Source organism: Streptomyces sp. NPDC002958, from assembly GCF_055563255.1.
Map to the genome: position 1 here is coordinate 1 of NZ_JBVHDS010000041.1, position 17,768 is coordinate 17,768.

21 protein-coding genes and 1 pseudogene are annotated in these 17,768 nt (G+C 68.0%); 9 read left to right on the forward strand and 13 right to left on the reverse strand.

Annotation, left to right across the window (positions count from 1 at the left end; genetic code table 11):
• Window positions 1–685: 685 nt before the first annotated feature.
• From ACZ3IC_RS32705 to ACZ3IC_RS32720, 4 genes are all read right to left on the reverse strand, one after another.
• Window positions 686–841 carry a hypothetical protein gene (locus tag ACZ3IC_RS32705; RefSeq protein WP_467422151.1) on the reverse strand — a complete coding sequence of 52 codons (156 nt, stop codon included), beginning with the start codon at window positions 839–841 and terminating at the stop codon, window positions 686–688.
• A gap of 826 nt (window positions 842–1,667) precedes the next feature.
• Window positions 1,668–1,928, reverse strand: a complete 261-nt coding sequence (locus ACZ3IC_RS32710) for a hypothetical protein (RefSeq protein ID WP_467422153.1) — start codon at window positions 1,926–1,928, stop codon at window positions 1,668–1,670.
• A 150-nt stretch (window positions 1,929–2,078) separates the two neighbouring features.
• Window positions 2,079–2,279: a DUF397 domain-containing protein gene (locus tag ACZ3IC_RS32715; RefSeq protein ID WP_467422155.1), complete on the reverse strand. Its 201-nt coding sequence runs from the start codon at window positions 2,277–2,279 to the stop codon at window positions 2,079–2,081.
• A gap of 106 nt (window positions 2,280–2,385) precedes the next feature.
• Entirely contained in the window at window positions 2,386–3,927 is a 1,542-nt protein-coding gene (locus ACZ3IC_RS32720; protein WP_467422157.1) for a hypothetical protein, read from the reverse strand.
• 611 nt (window positions 3,928–4,538) lie between these two features.
• Here ACZ3IC_RS32720 and ACZ3IC_RS32725 point away from each other — a divergent pair.
• Window positions 4,539–4,781, forward strand: coding sequence for a hypothetical protein (locus ACZ3IC_RS32725; protein ID WP_467422159.1), 243 nt, complete (start codon window positions 4,539–4,541; stop codon window positions 4,779–4,781).
• Window positions 4,782–5,128: 347 nt separating this feature from the next.
• Here ACZ3IC_RS32725 and ACZ3IC_RS32730 read toward each other — a convergent pair.
• The 4 genes and pseudogenes from ACZ3IC_RS32730 to ACZ3IC_RS32745 form a co-directional block, all read right to left on the reverse strand.
• Window positions 5,129–5,340, reverse strand: a pseudogene (locus ACZ3IC_RS32730) (CBS domain-containing protein); the annotation flags it as partial.
• Between the two features lie 26 nt (window positions 5,341–5,366).
• Entirely contained in the window at window positions 5,367–5,864 is a 498-nt protein-coding gene (locus ACZ3IC_RS32735) for a hypothetical protein (protein ID WP_467422160.1), read from the reverse strand.
• A gap of 71 nt (window positions 5,865–5,935) precedes the next feature.
• Window positions 5,936–6,487: a hypothetical protein gene (locus ACZ3IC_RS32740; RefSeq protein WP_467422162.1), complete on the reverse strand. Its 552-nt coding sequence runs from the start codon at window positions 6,485–6,487 to the stop codon at window positions 5,936–5,938.
• Between the two features lie 377 nt (window positions 6,488–6,864).
• Complete coding sequence (locus tag ACZ3IC_RS32745; RefSeq protein WP_467422163.1) at window positions 6,865–7,227, reverse strand: hypothetical protein; 363 nt, start codon at window positions 7,225–7,227, stop codon at window positions 6,865–6,867.
• Window positions 7,228–7,265: 38 nt separating this feature from the next.
• On the opposite strand from ACZ3IC_RS32745, the gene ACZ3IC_RS32750 reads away from it, so the two are divergent.
• Entirely contained in the window at window positions 7,266–7,499 is a 234-nt protein-coding gene (locus tag ACZ3IC_RS32750) for a hypothetical protein (protein WP_467422191.1), read from the forward strand.
• A 122-nt stretch (window positions 7,500–7,621) separates the two neighbouring features.
• On the opposite strand, the gene ACZ3IC_RS32755 is transcribed toward ACZ3IC_RS32750, so the two are convergent.
• A complete protein-coding gene (locus ACZ3IC_RS32755; RefSeq protein WP_467422164.1) occupies window positions 7,622–9,832 on the reverse strand; it encodes a HelD family protein in 2,211 nt (736 codons plus the stop codon).
• 252 nt (window positions 9,833–10,084) lie between these two features.
• The gene (locus tag ACZ3IC_RS32760) at window positions 10,085–10,216 is read right to left on the reverse strand and encodes a hypothetical protein (protein WP_467422165.1); all 132 of its coding nucleotides are present in this window, start codon (window positions 10,214–10,216) and stop codon (window positions 10,085–10,087) included.
• A gap of 299 nt (window positions 10,217–10,515) precedes the next feature.
• Here ACZ3IC_RS32760 and ACZ3IC_RS32765 point away from each other — a divergent pair, with 299 nt between their 5' ends.
• From ACZ3IC_RS32765 to ACZ3IC_RS32775, 3 genes are all read left to right on the forward strand, one after another.
• Entirely contained in the window at window positions 10,516–11,121 is a 606-nt protein-coding gene (locus tag ACZ3IC_RS32765; protein WP_467422168.1) for an acyl-CoA-like ligand-binding transcription factor, read from the forward strand.
• A 121-nt stretch (window positions 11,122–11,242) separates the two neighbouring features.
• Window positions 11,243–12,787, forward strand: a complete 1,545-nt coding sequence (locus ACZ3IC_RS32770; protein ID WP_467422170.1) for an MDR family MFS transporter — start codon at window positions 11,243–11,245, stop codon at window positions 12,785–12,787.
• A 75-nt stretch (window positions 12,788–12,862) separates the two neighbouring features.
• Entirely contained in the window at window positions 12,863–13,048 is a 186-nt protein-coding gene (locus ACZ3IC_RS32775; protein ID WP_467422172.1) for a helix-turn-helix domain-containing protein, read from the forward strand.
• Window positions 13,049–13,397: 349 nt separating this feature from the next.
• On the opposite strand, the gene ACZ3IC_RS32780 is transcribed toward ACZ3IC_RS32775, so the two are convergent.
• The 3 genes from ACZ3IC_RS32780 to ACZ3IC_RS32790 all read right to left on the reverse strand — a co-directional run bounded on the left by ACZ3IC_RS32780 (window position 13,398) and on the right by ACZ3IC_RS32790 (window position 14,698).
• Entirely contained in the window at window positions 13,398–13,721 is a 324-nt protein-coding gene (locus tag ACZ3IC_RS32780) for a hypothetical protein (protein WP_467422175.1), read from the reverse strand.
• A gap of 134 nt (window positions 13,722–13,855) precedes the next feature.
• A complete protein-coding gene (locus tag ACZ3IC_RS32785; protein WP_467422177.1) occupies window positions 13,856–14,092 on the reverse strand; it encodes a hypothetical protein in 237 nt (78 codons plus the stop codon).
• A gap of 333 nt (window positions 14,093–14,425) precedes the next feature.
• Window positions 14,426–14,698, reverse strand: a complete 273-nt coding sequence (locus ACZ3IC_RS32790; RefSeq protein WP_467422179.1) for a MazG nucleotide pyrophosphohydrolase domain-containing protein — start codon at window positions 14,696–14,698, stop codon at window positions 14,426–14,428.
• A gap of 237 nt (window positions 14,699–14,935) precedes the next feature.
• Between ACZ3IC_RS32790 and ACZ3IC_RS32795 the strand changes: the two genes are divergently transcribed.
• The 4 genes from ACZ3IC_RS32795 to ACZ3IC_RS32810 all read left to right on the forward strand — a co-directional run bounded on the left by ACZ3IC_RS32795 (window position 14,936) and on the right by ACZ3IC_RS32810 (window position 17,603).
• The gene (locus ACZ3IC_RS32795; RefSeq protein WP_467422182.1) at window positions 14,936–15,589 is read left to right on the forward strand and encodes a hypothetical protein; all 654 of its coding nucleotides are present in this window, start codon (window positions 14,936–14,938) and stop codon (window positions 15,587–15,589) included.
• Between the two features lie 86 nt (window positions 15,590–15,675).
• Window positions 15,676–16,236, forward strand: a complete 561-nt coding sequence (locus ACZ3IC_RS32800) for an HAD domain-containing protein (protein ID WP_467422184.1) — start codon at window positions 15,676–15,678, stop codon at window positions 16,234–16,236.
• A 466-nt stretch (window positions 16,237–16,702) separates the two neighbouring features.
• A complete protein-coding gene (locus ACZ3IC_RS32805; RefSeq protein WP_467422186.1) occupies window positions 16,703–16,840 on the forward strand; it encodes a hypothetical protein in 138 nt (45 codons plus the stop codon).
• Window positions 16,841–17,075: 235 nt separating this feature from the next.
• The gene (locus ACZ3IC_RS32810; protein WP_467422189.1) at window positions 17,076–17,603 is read left to right on the forward strand and encodes a GNAT family N-acetyltransferase; all 528 of its coding nucleotides are present in this window, start codon (window positions 17,076–17,078) and stop codon (window positions 17,601–17,603) included.
• The last annotated feature ends 165 nt before the right edge of the window (window positions 17,604–17,768 follow it).

The following is a 17,768-nucleotide window of genomic DNA, read 5'->3' on the forward strand; positions in this document are numbered from 1 at the left end:
CTTTCTTCGCCGATCGTTGATCTATCAGGTGGTCCCGTTGCGCTGTTCAGCAGGGCTTGACGTACAGCTCAGGGGCCAAACGCAACGGTGTTGGCAACAACCATTTCCCCTGATCAATCCCCAGGTCTACAGCCCACCGCCTGCCCGGTGGGCGGAACGCGGCCGACGGCCACCCGCCCGGACGCACAGGTTCACCGCAGGATCAGTTCGCGACGCTGTCGATGTCCGGGTAGCCGGGGCGTTCTACACGCACCGGACTGTAAGGAGGCGCCGCCGGGTGCGCCGCTGCTCGATCTGGAGCAGGCGCTGGACGCCGCGGGAGAATCCGGCGCCCCGGGCTGTGCGCACTGTGCGCGTGCGCCCAGGAAGTCACGCCCCTACTTCGCGGATTCGGCCCTATCGCCGAGTCCTGACGGTGGGCCGCCGCTCTACCGGCGGCCGCGGCGGCCTCGCCGGGACGCAACACTGGTGAGCTGCGCCCCAACCCCCGGCTGCGCCCGCGTCGCACATTCCGCCTGTCTTTCGCTTCTCACTCCAGCCAGGAATACGGGCGAAAGCGGACGCAACGAGGATGTCAGCCCCCGACCACGCCCGAAAGCGGCTGGTGACCTGCACGCTTCCAGCGACGGATCTTCGGCTCGCGCAATACATGCCGCAACAGGTGGTGCAATCGTAGACGCAACAGCTACGCGGGCCGGGCGGTGTCAGAACTCCGCTTGTCCCCTGGCTCAAGCAGCCCGGTCCGCAGCAGCACCAGGCGGACCGCGCCCGTGTTGGCCGGCAGGTCCCGCAGCATCGGCTCGGGCAGCGACGCCGCGCCTTCGGCTTTCCGTACGGCCAAAGGCAAGGCGGACCACCCAGCCCACGGCGTACTGCCAGGTGTCGGTCAGCCCGTGCTCGTCCGCCATCCCCCCACGCCGCCCGGGCCTGGTCCCAGCCCTCCCCCCGGCGGCCAGCGACAGCGTCGGCCGTGGCGCTGGTCAGGGTCCTGGGCATGGTGAACAGCGGAAGCTGACCGGTCAGCTGCGGCAGAAGCACTTCCGCCGCCGGGCGGGCACAATCGGCGCGCTGCCGGTCGAGTCGGCGCCACCACCGGTCCCCTCCCCGATCCTCGCCCTTCCCTGGAAGACTCCGCAGCAGTCGGGCGTCGGTCGACTCGCTATCGCGGCCGACGCCGTGGCGGGGCGGCCTCAGCGGTACCTGACGGGCCCCTTCTAAGCGGGCTGACGGCGCGGCGCCCTCTCCACACCCTGTCCAACCAGCGTGTCCGCAGGGTGGTGGGCCGAGCCTCGTGAGGTCAGACGCCCGGCCGGAAGGTGACGCCGCTCTGTGCCGGCCCAGCGTTCGTGGGACGGTGCACGGGCGGTATGACCCTTGCCAGGTCTTGTTGTATCCGCTGAGCCTCGCCGCGAACCAGGGCGAGAATATCGCCCCGCTCTGCGACCAGACGGCTGTAAATCGGATTCTCCTGGTACACGCGTGATGTCTGCTTTCTGGTGCCAGGCTGCGGGCGCAGCAGCGGCCGTTGTGCTGGCCGAAGACGGCACAGTGCCACGTTGATGGTGGTTGAGGGGAAGTATATCGACGGCAAATCCATAGCTTGTGCGGCCTGCCTCAGCGCCTCATCTCAGCCCGTGGCCGCGCGATGCGCCAGCCCCCGTCCTTGCTCATTGCTGGCTGCGCTTGATGTGTTCGGTCAGGTCGCCGACCGAGCTGCAGAGTTTCTCCACGGGGTCGGTGAGGGAGGCCAGGGCAGACTTGATGTCGATTGTTGCGGCTGTGTAGTTGTCCATGCCGGCTGCGTGCTCCAGCCGTGCCCACACGGCGGCTTCGGCTACCAGCGCGTCGCGCTGAGGGCTGGAGACCGGGTGCTGTGATGCCTGGGTGAGCAGTTCGCGGGCCTTCTGGCCGGGGGCTCTGTCGGTCATGGACTGAATCACTCCAGCAGCGCGAGGGTTTTTGCGGAATTCGGTGTCTGTCGGACGTGAAGAATCGTCTCGGGTGGGGTAGTGCACGGGCGTGGTCCCAGCCACCACTCATGGTTGGGACCACGCCAGGGCTGGGGTGATTTGTGCAGGCTATGCCTGACCAAGTCTGCCTTGCTTGACATCTTCGATGAAGTCCCGCCATTGGCCGGGCGCATACGAATGCGCCACGTGCTCGCGTCTTACTGTCGCGACGGCGACGAGGTCGTCCTGTGTGACTTGCACCTCCACGCAGCCTCCGGGTTGCGCTCCGCTGTGGGACGACGACGACTCCGAGGTAGCCGCGAGAACCAACCAAGGAGGAAGTCATGACCTCCGCCCCCGCCACCGGCCCAGCCGTCCGTCGCTCGGACCGCCTGCTGATCGCCGGATTGCTCGCCGGCCCGGTTTCGACCGCTGGTCAGCGTCCGCCGGGCACGTTGTGCAGGTACTCCAGCCGCTGTTGTGCGCTCATCAGGTGCCTGCGGTCGAGTGCGGGCAACTGCCGTAGCAGGTTGACCAGCTCGGGTCCGCAGCCGCGTGCTTCGGCGGAATCCTTGATCTCCGTCCAGCAGTAGTGGGCAGACTTCGCGCCGTTGAGCACTTCGGTGGCGTCCGGCGCCTGATGTGCCATCCGCGTGTGCGTCGCAGCGATCCATAGTTGGGTGGCGAACGTCCAGCGGCCCGCTATCCGGGCGAGGTCGGCCCTGATCTCCGCCCACTCGGTGGCCTGGGGCGAGTCGGGACTGTACTGCTGGAGGATGTGTTGTTCCCAGGCTGCGGCCATCTCGGCTGCCTCGTTGTGCCGTCCGGCCTGTGCAGTCTGCCAGATGTACGGGCGTGGGTCCTGCGGCTGTGGAGCCTGAATCGTCTGCTGGACAGGAGTAGGAGCCCGACGTGGAGCAGGGGCCTGCTGGGGCACCAGCTGCGACTGAACCGGCCGTTGCGAGGCGCTGAGCGCCGCGCTGGGGTGCGGAGCACGGACCGGTTCCTGGGAGTGTTCCTCGCGTTGCTGGTGTACGGGTTCTACAGGGCATGCGGGCGGTGCGGGGGCCTGCTGAGGCGGTGCGTACGGTTGCTGCGGGGCCGGTGCCGACGGTTGCGGGGCCTGGGCCGAAGACGGTGCCCGGTACGAAGCAGCAGGCGGGGGCGAGGGGGACATGTTTTCGAGCCCTGGCGCGACCTCCTGCGGCTCAGGTCGGGGGCATTGCGCGGTCAGGAAGCTGGTGTCTCCCTTGAGCAGGCGCTGCACGTTGGACATCGGCGGCCGGGCTGCGAACTGGTAATCGTTGTCGTACGGCTCGATCTGCGGGGTGGCTGGCAGGAGCAGGGCGCCGGGCGGGATGCCGGCGGCAGCGACGGTCAGCGCGTGCAACTGTGCCGCGGACGGTCGGTCCGGGTTTCGGCGCAGTTGTTCAACCAGCTGTCGGGTGTAGGGGCTGGGGCCGTCCGTTCCGGGAAAACCGGGCGGACTGACGATGCCGTACGTATCAGCGTTGACGGTGGGGAGAGATCCCAACTCCTGCAGTTCGGTCCACGCACTCTTGTCGGCGGCCAGGTCGAGTAGCAGAGTCGTCCAGCCGGCGGGCCGGCTACGGAGCTCGTTGTGCAGCCACTCCCAGGGCAGCGCGGTGTAGCGGGTGTTCGCGGTGCTGGTGCTGGTTGAGGCGAGGTGGAACCGGTGCCCTCTGCGGTCCACGGTCAGCCGCCCGGAGAGGTAGACCAGCAAGGGGCCGGGGCTCGCGGCGGCGGTCCGCAGTCGCAGCAGCAGCGTGTTCTGGTCGTTCACTCCGTCGAGGTGGACCAGGTCGGCTGGCAGCGTGCTGTTGAGCAGCACGGGCACGGGCACCACGGACAGGGCGGCAAGGTTCGCACTCGGGTGCACCTGGACGGTGCGCCGATGGACCGCCCGGTCCCCGGCGATCAGAAGTACGTGTCCCCGTTCAACCCCATTGATCTGCATGGGTAAACCGTACCCACAGGCAGAAGGCCCCGGGCGAGGACTACCTGCGACGGCGCAACGCCAACGCCGCCACCCCGACGTCCTGGCCGCCCAACACCGCGAGCGTGCCGAGGCCCGCAGCGTACGCCGGCAAAGATGGGGCCGACCGCGACCTCAAGCCGCCTGATCGGACCCGGCAAACGCGATGCCTCCGGCGAAGGTTCTAGCGAGCGAACTAACCGCCACCGACGCCGGCGCGAAGCTCCGGTCCAGTTCCTCACACCACCTACCGACCACCCCAACGGACACCACCAAACACGCACCAGTCCACAGCACGCCCGTATCCGTAGACCTGCCCTCCGGCCCCGGCCGAGCGACGTCGTGCTTCCAGGAGGAGACCAGAGCCGGCATCGCCCCGCTTGCACAACCTCCTTCAAGCCGGGCTGAGCAAGCCGGATTGGGCTTGAGGGGGACGCGACGCTATGTGAGTGATTCCGGCAGGACGGTCGGGTCGTAGTCCACGCGCCGTCAGAGGATCGGTGCACCCTTTCGCTAGTGTCCAGGGCGCCGCGCCTTCCCAGGCGAACGGGCAGCGCCCCAGCTCATCAATTCAGCAGCGAGGAGTGATCACCATGGCCGTGTGCGAGGTCTGCCACAACGACTACGAGCTGGCGTTCGAGGTGCGTGCCGCGGGAGGGGCGGTGCATGTCTTCGACAGCATCGAGTGCGCCGCCCAGAAGATGGCCCCGACCTGTGTCAACTGCCAGTGCCGCATTCTCGGCCACGGCCTGCAAGCCGACGGACAGTTCTTCTGCTGCGCACACTGCGCGCGTGAGAAAGGTTTGTCCCGGTCCCAGCTAGTGGATCACGCCTGAACCCCTCGGCTCGCCGGGACGCCCGCGGCGGTATGTCGATGCTGCCGGACCTGGCCTTCTCGGTGCGACCATTGCGTGGTCCTGGCATGGGTGAACGCCAGGCCGTCGTCGACGCAGTCCAGCAATGACGACCCGATGCCGCACGCGAGATCATGACGGCCGGTGACGAGTGCAACGGGAACAAACAGGCGCCCTGGACGCCACCCACAAGATGGCGGACCGGGGGTTGTGGGTCTGCTCTTGACGCGATGCGCCCCTGATGTGGGCTGCGTAACGGGACCGCGGCCGTTGGCAAAACGCGCCGACCGCTGCGGAGCACCGCTGTGCGTGGCGAGACTGCCGGGCGGTCAGTCGGCTGACGGGACTTCGAGCAGGTCGCCGACGGCCGGATAGGGCAGCGCCCGGGCGACATCGGCCTGAACGACCATTCCGACCAGCACGTGACCGTCGATGACCGGCAGTCAACACACCTTGAGTTCGCTCATCGTGCGGAAATCTCCGAGACGTCGTCGTCCGCGCCAATCGTGACGGCTTCACCCTGCGCCGGCTCGCCCGCCTTGAGGGGCGGCCTGCGAAGCAGGGTGGTCATGTGCTGAGCAGGCGGTTGAAGAACGAGCGGTAGCGCTGAAGCGCTATGCGCAGATCCTCCGTGAGTACCTCCTCGCCCCGGCCCCACTGACTTTCGAGCCCTTCCTTGCGGGATGCGAACGACCGGGCCAGCGTCTGCATGACCTCGGCGACCAAGGCGTCGGCCGTACGGACGGCGTCCTGCGGATCGTCGACGAAGGCTGTCTGGACGGCCTGCCATTTGGACTGAAAGGCCTCGGCCTCCTCGGGTCCGAGAAGCGGCTCGTTCGCCTCGCCCTGCTCCGGCGCCGAAGAGCCCGGTGTGCCCGTCGCCCGCTCTGTGGACGCGGCGTCCCCAGCCGCGTCCTCACTGGGCGGGGGAGCGTCGTCCGCCGCTGCCGACGGTGTTCCACGATCTGTGTCCCGGTCTTCCCGAGGCCGGGCGAGATCCTCGGTGCTGAGGCCCGCGTCGGTCGCGTCGCCGCGGTCACCCGCTCCACTGCGTTCGCGCTGCATGCTTTCACCTCATCCGAATAGGTTTCGACGGGCTGTCCATCCGTGGCCCGCCGGCATACGCGGGCGTCGGGTCAAGCACGTTGCTGCCCCGGCCCCTCGCCGTTGGTGAGCAGGTCATCGAAGAGTGCGCGGTAGTGCACCATCGCGCCCCGCAGTTCCTCTGTGGTCGTCTGCTGACCTCCGGTTCGTGCATTGACTTCATGGGCGGCGCGGTAATGCTCCAGCGTGCGCCCGTGCTCGACCGACAGGTCCTTCAGCTGCTGCTCGTACCCTTCGGTCGGGTAGCCACGTTCCTTCATGAGCCGGGTCACCAACTCGTCCGCCTCACCGACCGCCTCTTGTGGACGGTCCACGAAGTGCTTTTGCACGCTGTTCCAGTCCTGTGCGTACTGCTGACGGGTAGTCGAGGCCAGCGGCTTGAGATCCAGGTCGTCATGGCGGTGCTCGCGGGCGCGCAGATCTCGCTCTGCCGCCATGCGGCTGTCCCCGGCTTCAACGGTGCGCTCGTACTCGGGCCCAAAGCGGTTTCGCAGATGGCGGCGACGAGCTGCCATCCACAAGCCGATCGCCAGAGCGATGAGGACGACCGCGAGAATGATCGCAATGACAATTTCTGACGACATCGAGCGCCTCCCTTGATGTCGCTGCTCAGATCCCTGTCATCCGGCCCTGCGCGCGGCAGCCCGGGAGGCGATTCCCGCGCCCCGCGCGCCATCCCTTTACCGAACCGCCGCATACACTCCACCCATACGCTCTCAGCGCCCCGCCCGCCACCGGGGACAGCACGGGGAACACGCAGGGCACTCGCCGAGAAGCGGTGGGTGGTGCGGCTGCGTGCACTACTGACGGTCGAACGTGGCAGGCCCAACCAGCCATTGCTGCGCGACAGCCTGACACCGGCCGTCACGCAAGATCACACAACGTAGTCATGCCATCCGGCCTGGCCCGTCTAAAAGCCCGCGGCGTGCCTCTGGAAGGTGCCCGCTGTGGCGAGGCCCGATCAACCCGCAGCCACCTCGCCGAAGGCAGGTATGTCGTCGGCAGTAACGTCCCGACGCAGTCGCTGACACCTGAGTGGGTGCCTGTAGACGCCGCGGTCGATCGCGGTGTCGGCGCTGATCTCCGCAACGAACTCGGGCCGGACGGAAGTCACTTCGAGGACGTCGCAGATTCCCCACGCCGAAGAGACGCACGCCTGTCCGCGGGCGGCCGGGCCGGCCGGGGTGCGGCCCTCGGCGATGACGCCGCCCCAGGACGGATCCGGCGGGCGCAGCCCGAAGCCGAGGAAGCTGAGCGATCCCTCGGCGACGATGGCGACCGTGGGCCGCGGTGAACGCGAAGGCGAGGGAGGCCGAGGCGACATGCGGGACGATCTCATGGCGCAGCACGCGCAGCGGTACGGTGCCGATCACGCGCGCGGCCTGGACGAAGCCGCGCTCGTTGGCGGCCCTCGGCGCGGGTGCTGGCCGCCGGCGCATCGCGCGGCCCGGGTCGTCCCCAGGGCCTGCGCTCCATGGCCGACGACCCGCGGTCGCGAAGGTCTACGCGAGCGATGACGCGAAGGAGAAGTTCGGGAAGGACTTCGTCGCAGCGTCGCACAGGGTGGTGAACCTGGACCGGTTCGACCTCGTCTGATCCTGACGTCCGGGCCTGCCCTCGTCGGCCGTCCCGGACACCCGCGGTGACGGGCCCGGGAGCGGCACCCGGAGCGGCGGCACCCAAGGCAGGTGCCGCTCGAGTGCCGCGCCCGGGCGCCGTCAGCGCAGTGACTCGGGCAACTCCTCCCGGTGAACGATGCCCAGGCGCTGTGTGGCGCGGGTCAGAGCCACGTACAGGTCGCTGGTCCCATACCTGGCGGGCTCCACGACCAGCACATGGTCGAATTCGAGCCCCTTCGCCTGCCGGGGGTCGAGCAGAACCACCGTGCGGGTCAGATCGGGTTCGGCACCGGCCCTGATTCCTTCCAGTGGAGCGGCGATCTCCTCGTGGAGCGCCCGAGGCGCGATCACCGCGAGGCGTCCCTCCTTGGGCATCAGCTCCGAGACCGCCTGCGCCACCGCCCCTGCCAGGTCCTCCCCGGCGTCCCGCGTCCACGGCACCTCGCCGGTGGACCGCACCGAGCCGGGTGGCTCGAAGGAAGGGTCGTCGGCGCGTACGACCCTGGCGGCCAGCTCCATGATCTCGGCGGGCGTTCGGTAGTTGACCTTGAGCCCGACATGCTCGAAACGGTCACCGACGTACGGCTCCAGGATCTTCTCCCACGAGCCGACACCTGCCTCCTCGGAGGTCTGCGCGGGGTCGCCGACCAGGGTCAGTGAGCGGGTCGGTGAACGGCGCATCAGCAGCCGCCACGCCATCGATGACAACTCCTGTGCCTCGTCGACGATGATGTGCCCGAACGCCCAGGAGCGGTCGGCGGCAGCCCGCTCGGCCGCGCTGCGGTGATCGGCCTCCTCCTGCCGCTCCGCCATGCGCTCGGCGTCGATGATGTCGTGTGCGGCCAAGACCTCGGACTCCTCGTCCTCGAACTCGTACGTCTCCGAGCCCCTCGACAGCTCCAGAACGCCCTGCGCGTACGCGATCCGCTCCTGGCGCTGGGCCTCGGCGGCGGCCCGCTCTGCGCTGTCGTCGACCCCGAGGAGTTCCGCCGCCTCGTCGAGCAGCGGAACATCGGCGGGGGTCCACTTTGCGCCGCCGGGTGCGCGCCGGATGGCTTCGGCGTCCTCGTCCGGTACGTACACGGGGTCGGCCAGATAGCCGGTGAGAAACCCCTCCGGGGTGAGCGCTGGCCACAGCTCGTCGACGGCCGAGTGCACCGCCGCGTTGACGGCGACACCTTTGCCGAGTTGGGCGATGTCATCGGGACCGAGGAAATTGGGACCGCCGTACGGGTCGGCCCCGATGCGCTCCGTGAGCTGCGCGGTGAGGGCATCGATGATCCGGAACGCGAAGTGCGGGCGGGCGAGATTGTGCGGCAGGCGGGTGTCGCGGGCCGCCTGGCGGGCCTCGTAGGCGATCTCCCAGTCGAGGAGGAGGTCCCCGTCGTCGTGCGGGATGACCAGTGGGGCGCCGGGCTCGGGCAGCCGCTGCCGGTCGCGCACGGCGAGCGCGAGCGCCTCCGCCATCGGCTCACCGCCCTTGACAGTGGCGGCACGGGGTGTGTCGGTGCCGTCGGCATGGACCCCGGGGAAGAGTTCGGCCTGCGTGGCGAGCAGGACACCGGTCTCGCCGAGCGCGGGCAGCACCTCGCCGATGTAGCTCAGGAAGGCCGGGTTGGGGCCCACGATCAGGACGGCGCGCTTGGCGAGCAGCTCACGGTGCTCGTACAGCAGGAAGGCCGCCCGGTGCAGCGCCACCGCCGTCTTGCCGGTACCGGGACCGCCCTCGACGACGAGCACACCGCGGTGCGGGGCGCGGATGATGCGATCCTGCTCCGCCTGGATGGTCCGCACGATGTCGCCCATGCGGCCGGTACGGGCGGAGTTCACGGCGGCGAGCAGCACCGCGTCGCCGTTCGGGTCCTCGAAACCGGTGCGCTCGCGGTCCCCGACCTCGAGGATCTCGTCGTGCAGCTCGGTGACGACGCGGCCCTTGGTGGTGATGTGTCTGCGCCGGCGCAGCCCCATCGGCGTGTGACCTGTGGCGAGATAGAAGGGGCGGGCGACCGGCGCACGCCAGTCGATCAGAAGGGGCGTATGAGCGGTGTCGTCCTGACGGATTCCGATACGTCCGATATGGTGCGCGGTGCCGTCGGAGAGATCGATGCGGCCGAAGCACAGCGAGCCGTCCACCGCATTCAGCGCGGCCAGCAGACCTGAGCGTTCGCTGACGAGCACGTCGCGTTCGAGACGGGCCTGCAGTCCGGTCCCGACCGGCGTCAGCGCATCCTCGACGTGCTGTGCGGCGACTCCGCGCAGCACGTCGACACGGTCGTAGAGCCGGCCGATGAATTCCTGCTCCTTCTGCAATTCGACACTTTCCCGAGTTGACAAAATGGCTCCCTGCCGGATACCGTTCTTCTTAGTAGCCCCTTTGTGGGGCTTTTTCTGTGGGAACACAGAAACGCCCAATATACCTGCGAAAATCCCCGGCCCGCAATTGCGGACCGGGGATTTCTTGTGCTGCCGGCACTCCGGGCCCCCGCACCGGGGCAACTCCTGCGAGAGGCAGCGCGCCTCGGCGCGTGGCCCGTCGCATGGCTCGGTGGGGGCTTGGGTGGGTCAGTCCCACTGGCCCTGGTTGATGAAGCAGCTGAAGCCGCGCCAGGAGTTGGGTCCCATCACGCCGTCGATGGAGCCGGTACAACCGTGGGCGGCGGCCAGTCGCTGGGCCGTGGCCCAGGTATTGGTCACGGGTACACCCTCGTCGGGACCGCTGCACCCCCCGTTACACATGTTCCGCTGGAGCACGACGTACGCCGACCGCGGCTACTACACCTGGGACGTTGCCGAGGAGGTCCAGTTCGGCTGGGACGTGTCCGGAGGATCATGTGTGGAGCCGGCGTCCGACGGCTGCGGTGGTGGCGGGGCCATGGAACGGGACACTGCCCCGTTCCCGGAGGCGAAGAGCGACCGGTGCAGCGGAAGGAACTTCCGGCGGAATCGCCCGCAGAATTTTGCGCACCGCGCAAAATTACGTAGCATGCACCTTCATGAGCGCCGACGACATGCCCCTCGGGCTGCGCGAACGCAAGAAGCGTGCGACGCGTGACGCCCTTGCGGACGTGGCGCTGCGCATGGCCGCGGACCGCGGATTCGAGAACATGACCGTGGAAGCCGTCACCGATGTGGTCGGCGTCTCCGTGCGCACCTTCTTCAACTACTTCCCGTGTCTGGAAGACGCGATCACCCGTCCCGACCAGGACAGCGCAGAGCGGGCACGTCGGGCAGTCCTCGACGCACCGAAGGAACTGACGGCGCTCATTGCTCTGCGCGAGGCGATCGGCCAGGAGCTCGCCCATATCGAGGAGGATCACGAACGCTGGGAGCTCCGGGTGGCCGTACTCAGGGCGAGTCCTTCGCTGCTGCCCGGATTCCTGGCCGCCCGGGGCGCGGACGAACGCGCTCTGGTCGCTGCCGTGGCCGAGCGCCTCGGCCAGGACCCCGAGTCCGATCTCTACCCTCGGCTACTCGCGCACGTGACGATCGCTGCCGTGCGCGCCGCAGTCGAGCTCTGGGTGGCCTCCGGCCGTACCCGCACGTTCCAGAGCATCTATCGCGAGGCGTTCGCCTCGCTGGCCGCCGGTCTGAGCGACTGAAGCACATCCGAAGCCCCCCACCGGGGGCCTTTCACCAGAGAATGAGGTACGTCAGCCGATGACCGCTGCCGTCACACCCGAAACCGGTACCGCCGGTGCGCCCGAGGGGACCGCACCAACCATGACGCGTCGTCAGGTACTCCAGGCCATGTCCGGCCTGATGGCCGGCATGTTCGTGGCCATCTTGGCCTCCACCGTGGTCTCCAACGCCCTTCCCACGATCATTGCCGATCTGCACGGCAGCCAGTCCTCGTACACCTGGGTGGTCACCGCTGAGCTGCTGGCGATGACGGCGACCGTCCCGATCTGGGGCAAGCTGTCCGACCTCTACGACAAGAAGCTGCTCATCCAGCTGTCTCTCTCGATGTTCATCGTCGGCTCGCTCGTCGCCGGCTTCTCGCACAGTGTCGGTCTGCTCATCGTGAGCCGCGTCGTGCAGGGCATAGGCGCGGGCGGTCTCACCGCGCTCGCCCAGGTCGTGATGGCTTCGATCATTCCGCCGCGTGAACTCGGCCGCTACTCCGGCATCTTCGGCGCCGTCTTCGCCGTCGGCACCGTCGCAGGACCGCTCATCGGCGGCGTGCTCGTGGACACCTCCTGGCTGGGGTGGCGCTGGTGCTTCTTCATCGGTGTGCCGTTCGCCCTGCTCGCGATCGTGCTGCTCCAACTGACCCTGAAGCTGCCCACGGTCCGCAGAGAGGTGAAGATCGACTATCTCGGCGCCGTCCTCATCATGAGCGGGGTCAGCGCACTGCTGCTGTGGGTGACCCTCGCAGGCAACCGGTTCGACTGGGCATCGTGGCAGACCGCCACCCTGGTCACCGCCGGTGTGGTCCTGCTGGTCGCCGCGGTCCTGGTCGAATCCAGGGTCCAGGAACCGATCATCCCGTTGGACATCTTCCGCAACCGCACCGTGACGCTGACGACGGTGGCGAGCCTGCTGGTCGGCGTGGCCATGTTCGGCGGCACGGTGTTCCTCTCCCAGTACTTCCAGATCTCGCTCGGCAAGTCGCCGACCGTCGCCGGCCTGATGAGCCTGCCGATGATCCTCGGCCTGATGCTCTCCACGACCATCGCCGGGCAGATCATCTCCGCCCGGGGCAAATGGAAGGGGTTCCTGATCGCGGGCGGCATCATCATGACCACGGGCATGGGCCTGCTGGCCACGATCAGCGCGGACTCCTCGTTCGGGCTGCTCAGCGTCTACATGGCGGTACTCGGCGTCGGCGTCGGCATGCTGATGCAGAACCTGGTGCTGGCAGCTCAGAACGACGTACCCGCGTCGGAGCTCGGCGCAGCCACCTCGGTGCTGTCGTTCTTCCGCAGCCTCGGTGGGGCGATCGGCACAAGCGCGCTGGGCGCCGTGCTCAGCCACCGGGTGGCGAGCGAGATGGAGAAGGGCTTCGGCGGGGCGGCGGACAACGGGGGCGCCGGGCACGGCGTCCCCGACCTCACCACCCTTCCCGAACCGGCCCGGCAGGTCGTCGAGCACGCGTACGGGGTCGCGACCGCGGATGTCTTCCTGATCGGAGCCCCCTTCGCGTTTCTCGCTCTGATCGCGGTGTTGTTCATCAAGGAGAAGCCGCTCAAGACGCAGAGCGGCATGGAACGGCTCGCGGAGGAGAACGCCGCCGCGGCAATGGCGCCGGCTGCTCCGACGCACTGAGCACTCCGAGTTGAGAAAGAGGGCCGCTGTGCCCGGACAGAATCTGCGGACACGCTGCAGCGTACATGTGAGGACGTGGCGCGCACGGCGGCCAGGCTCTTTCTCGCCCAGGGGTACGAACAGACCACCGTCGACCAGATCGCGGAGGCGGCGGAGGTCTCCCAGCGCACGGCCTTCCGTTCCTTCCCCGCCGAGGAGGGTCTGGTGCGCCCCGCTGACCGCGATCTGGGCTGCTCTGGTCACGGCGCTTCGGCCGGGTAGGGAAGCCGCACGGCAGGGCCGCCCGTTCAGGTGTCAGGCCATCGCTGTAGCGTCCAGGTCATGAACGCTGCTGGGGTGCTGGTCTCCGTCCGTTATGACGGCAGCCTGCACTGACACCACTCCGTGATCCGTCTGGGTGACGACGAGCACGGGGTCTGGCTTGGGGCGCCGGTAGGTACCGCAGCCGGTCCGAGATGAACGGTCCGGCGAGCCGGAAGGCATGCAGCAGCGCGGCGAGCAGAATGCCCAGTTCGGCTTTCAGCCGACCCGCCGCGCGCAGTGCATTCAGAGACAGCGGCCGACTGCCGTGCAGCGTCCGGAGGGTGTCATCCACGGTGGTGCCAGCTGCTCACGGCTCAGCAGTGCTCTCCGCGCAGGAGTACTCACCGGTGAGAATCTCGACGGTCAGCTCGTCGGCGAGCGGGTCCACGAAGCACATCAGCCGGTCGACCAGCCCGGCGATGCGCTCGTCGGCGGGGTCACTGGTGTTCCACAGGGCAAATCCCCACAGGCACGGGCCGCAACGAGACCTACCTGGCCCCGCCCGCCCGTGGACGCGTTCTACGGCGAGCGGCCAGGCCGTGGTCCAGGCCTCGCCGGGGTCCTCACACTGCGTGGCGAGGCGTTCGGCGGCCTGATCCTTGGAGAGGTAGGCAGGGGCGACTTCGAGCATCAGCTCACCGATCCGCCTGCGCGCTCGCGGTGAGGTCGTCGACCACGCGCAGAGCCGTACGAGGGCGAGGATCCGGCCAATGGCGGCTCAATGGCGCGTCGGCAGTCGGTTTCGCGCCCGCGCATCGCAACCGCCTAGTGCAGTCTCCAGGTGAACTTGCCGCCGCCCACCCACCGGACCACGCCCGGGTCATCGAGGTCGTGGACCCTGATGCCTGCGGCCGCGGCCACGGAGAGCACGTCCGTCATCGATGTTGCCGCGCTGACGATCTCCCCGTCGATCTCCACAAGGCGGAAGGGCGGATCACCGGGCTGCACTCCCAGTACGGTGATCCGGGGCTTCAGAATACGAGGGCTCCCACTTTCAGTCATGCATAGATCGGTTCCACGCCATGGGCGGCAGTATGCCCGGCCGCGGAATGGGTAGCGCGACTGCGCAGGACAACGCGTCCACCTGGGGAAATGGCGTGTGAGGCTCACGAGTCTCACAGAGTGTGGCTGGTCGGAGGACGGTGCCACACAGGGCGCGGCGGTCGCCGATGGGGGCGTAGCGGCGGGCGGTGAGGCGTGTTCGAGTGTTTCGCCGATCTCGTTGCACAGCAGGGTGTGGCGGTCGGTGGCCTGGTGGTCCGAGAGTAGGCGCACAGCCCGCAGGATGACCGAAGGATCCTCGGGGGCCAGGGGCGCGGCCGGGCGGGATCCCTCTCAGGCAGCGGGGTCCTGGACACGGTCACGTTGGCTGGCATCGCGATTTCCTCGCGCGGTGATCGACCGGTCGAGCTCGTCCATCGTGCGTAGGAACGCGGCGTCCAGATCGGCGTTGTACCGGTGCGCGAGGATCAGCACGGACCACAGGCAGTCCGCGAGTTCGTGCTCCAGAACGGCACGGCCGCCCGGTATGTCACGGGCGCCTTCCTGCGCCATGACGATCCTTGCCAGTTCACCGACGTCCCCGACGATTACCTGTGCCGCACCCACGCTCAGACAGCTCGCCGTGTTCCTCCGCTAGATTGTTGTCTTCGCCGGCCCGCTCGGACAGCCAATGAAGTACCCAAGCACTTACGAACTCTTCAAGAGGCTCTTGAGGAAAGCCGGCTTCATCGGCCGCTCTCACATGCTCCGCCACTCGGCGATCACCAGAAGGACCAGGGCTGGCTCGGTGAGGTCGCCGCGATCGAGACCACCCTGGCCGCTGCCGCGCAGAAGCTGGTGGCCATGCGCGACCGTGCAGCGCAACCGTCCACCGTCCATCTCGGCATGCCCGATATCCGCCGCGATGCCGGACGAAGTTGCACCAACTCCGAGCACTGTGCGCCGACGTGCTCTCGATCGTCAGCCAGCGAAATGCCAGTCCTCTCATGGAGTGGGGCCTGGCAGGATGCCCGGATGGGGATCTTGGAGGAAATCGCGCCGTTGCTGCGTTCACTGGCTGCATCGAGTCATGTCTACGCCAGTTGGGGCGCGATATCGAAGGCCACCGTCGCGGAGGAGGTGTTCGACCTCGTCATGGTCGCGCAGGACTACTGGGCGCATCAGGCTGTTGCGGGCGCGGTCGGCCCCGCGTCTGCCCGCGAGATCGAGGCAGCGTTTCGGCCCGTGGACGCGGAGGGAGCGATCGAGCTGATGACCAACCTGTCGGCCTTCGATCTCGTCTGCTCTCGGAGCCTTCTCCGGGATCGCGATCACGCGGAGCGGGCGGCCACACGGGTGGCGAAGCTGCTCGGTCGGGGCACGAGCTGGGTCACGAACACGGAGGGCATGGGCAACGGCCGCGCGTGGACGCCCGTCACCCGGCACGGCATCGATGTCGTCGTTGCCGGAACCACCGCAGAGCACTTCGTGATCGTCCTCGCCCTGGGCGACGACTAACGAGGGCCGGAGCAAGCCCGCTCGGCTGCCCCTCATCCTGGTCCAAGCCCCGGTCAACTTCCCGAAGGAGCCGCTATCGTGCAGCCGTGACCGGTTCTGCTGCACAGCGTCCACTGCTTTTCCTCGATGTCGACGGTCCGCTCATTCCGTTCGGGATAGCGCCGCAGGAGTATCCGGACGGGCATCCGACGTATCAGCCAGGCTCCGAACCACAAGGGCCCGACTCGAATCCACTTCTGGCCAGGATCAACCCCGAGCACGGACCGCGATTGACGGCCCTACCGTGCGATCTCATCTGGGCCACGACATGGATGGCCGACGCGAACGAGTGCATCGCACCACAGATCGGCCTGCCGCAGCTGGCTGTGGTGATCTGGCCGGAGCCCTCCGACGAAGACGAACAGGCCCAGCGGGCCGGACTGCACTGGAAGACCCGCGCCCTCGTCGGCTGGGCGGCCGGGCGCTCATCCGCCTGGGCCGACGATGAGATCACGGACGCCGATCGAGCCTGGGTATCCGCACACCACCAAGGACATGCCCTCCTCCATCGCGTCGATCCCCGCCGCGGCCTCACCAACCTGGACTACGACACTCTCAGCGAGTGGTTGCACAAGATTCACGGGGATCCACCGCATAGCGCTGCCTGAGACTCCCCGAGTACAGCTGCCCGCGCCACGAACACGGGCCGCCCCGCCGCGCATCAGTAGCGTCTGTCCAGAGCATCGACAAGGTCGCGGAGTTCACGCGCCCGTCGTCGTGACATCGCCAGAATCACCGCTTCGAGATGCTGGCGTGCCTGCCAGGGGTCTCCGCAACAGGCCCATTCCGTGCAGCCGCTCTCGTCGTCCCACAGGCGTCGGTTCGGCTGGTGGACGAAGCGCGAGTTGGGTCAGCTGGGCAGAGATCAAGCGGGTCGACTGGGACGAAGAGTCTGCCCGTCCTGACGCCTATATCCACGAGTACTACCGTGATCCGCAAGGCAATTGGCGGTTCCTCCAGCGGCATTACTCCGCTCCCCAGCGGTTCGTCGACCTTTGCGGGCAGTCGGCTCACATCGCGATGCGGCCAAGCGAGCATTTCCCTGAAGGCTCCCAATGGGTTGACGGAGACCAGATGTTCCGTGTCGAGCGCCTCAGGCGCCGCGATGCTGTGCCCGACGACGAGTGGGGGCCTGTCTGGACCTTCATGCGCACCCTCGCCGGCCTGCACGGAGACGACAAAGTCAGGCTGGTCGCCTGGTTCGACGACTGACGTTACCCAGGCTGGCAGGCGTCGACTGCTTGAACGTGCGCATGCGCCGCTCGGCTGGGAGTCCTCCGGAGCAGCCCGCATCACGACCAGCTCGACACCCGGTATCTGGACTTGTTCGGCGAGAACACAAGTTGCGCGATCGACTCGATCCTCCGGCGGGCGTAGGGTGCGGGAGCGCGGGCACCCTTGCATAGGCTGGCCGTCTCATCCGACGCACCGCGACGAGGATCAGCCCATGCGCAGCAGCACTAGGATCCGCCTGATCGAGCCCACCGACGCCGCCCCGATCGCCGCGCATCGGGTGCGGGACTTCGAGGCTTTCCGGCCGTGGGAACCGGCCCAGCCGGCCGACTTCTTCACCCCGGAGGGCCAGGCGGAGCGGATCGACAGCCTGCTGGCCGGATACCGGGCCGGCGCGGTCTGGCCGGGCGTAGTACTCGCCGACGACCAGGTGATCGGGCAGATAACTGTCGGAAGCATCCTGCCGCAGCCGCACCTGCGCCGCGGCTCCGTCGGATACTGGATCGCCAGCATCGCCCAGAATCAAGGGCACGCCGGACACGCCGTCGCGCTTGTACTCCGGGTGATGACGGACGAACTCGGGTTGCACCGCGCCGAGGCGTCCACCAATCTGGAGAATCTGCCGTCGCAGCGGGTGCTGCGCCGTAACGGGTTCAGCCCGTACGGCGTCGCGCACTCCTCAATCTTTCTCGACGGGAGCTGGCGGGACGGGCTGCTGTGGGAGCGGGTCCTCGGCGACTAGGCCGTTTCCTTCGGATCATCTCGCTGACCAGATGTAGATGGCCGCGAGGTGGAGCCGGGACGTACGGGGGCACTGAACCGCCCCGGGTCAGGTGGAGGCTCGATTTCATGAAAGGATCGAGTCATGGCACGACCTTCCCGTTACCCGCTTGAGCTGCGCCGACGT

Bases quoted from the DNA above. Each gene is read 5' to 3' on its own strand.
- ACZ3IC_RS32810 (WP_467422189.1), top strand. From the start codon at position 17,076: ATGCGCAGCAGCACTAGGATCCGCCTGATCGAGCCCACCGACGCCGCC.
- ACZ3IC_RS32795 (WP_467422182.1), top strand. From the start codon at position 14,936: ATGCGCGACCGTGCAGCGCAACCGTCCACCGTCCATCTCGGCATGCCC.
- ACZ3IC_RS32745 (WP_467422163.1), bottom strand. From the start codon at position 7,227: ATGTCGCCTCGGCCTCCCTCGCCTTCGCGTTCACCGCGGCCCACGGTC.
- ACZ3IC_RS32770 (WP_467422170.1), top strand. From the start codon at position 11,243: ATGACGCGTCGTCAGGTACTCCAGGCCATGTCCGGCCTGATGGCCGGC.
- ACZ3IC_RS32710 (WP_467422153.1), bottom strand. From the start codon at position 1,928: ATGACCGACAGAGCCCCCGGCCAGAAGGCCCGCGAACTGCTCACCCAG.
- ACZ3IC_RS32720 (WP_467422157.1), bottom strand. From the start codon at position 3,927: ATGCAGATCAATGGGGTTGAACGGGGACACGTACTTCTGATCGCCGGG.
- ACZ3IC_RS32735 (WP_467422160.1), bottom strand. From the start codon at position 5,864: ATGCAGCGCGAACGCAGTGGAGCGGGTGACCGCGGCGACGCGACCGAC.
- ACZ3IC_RS32765 (WP_467422168.1), top strand. From the start codon at position 10,516: ATGAGCGCCGACGACATGCCCCTCGGGCTGCGCGAACGCAAGAAGCGT.
- ACZ3IC_RS32725 (WP_467422159.1), top strand. From the start codon at position 4,539: ATGGCCGTGTGCGAGGTCTGCCACAACGACTACGAGCTGGCGTTCGAG.
- ACZ3IC_RS32785 (WP_467422177.1), bottom strand. From the start codon at position 14,092: ATGACTGAAAGTGGGAGCCCTCGTATTCTGAAGCCCCGGATCACCGTA.
- ACZ3IC_RS32780 (WP_467422175.1), bottom strand. From the start codon at position 13,721: ATGCTCGAAGTCGCCCCTGCCTACCTCTCCAAGGATCAGGCCGCCGAA.
- ACZ3IC_RS32805 (WP_467422186.1), top strand. From the start codon at position 16,703: ATGTTCCGTGTCGAGCGCCTCAGGCGCCGCGATGCTGTGCCCGACGAC.
- ACZ3IC_RS32740 (WP_467422162.1), bottom strand. From the start codon at position 6,487: ATGTCGTCAGAAATTGTCATTGCGATCATTCTCGCGGTCGTCCTCATC.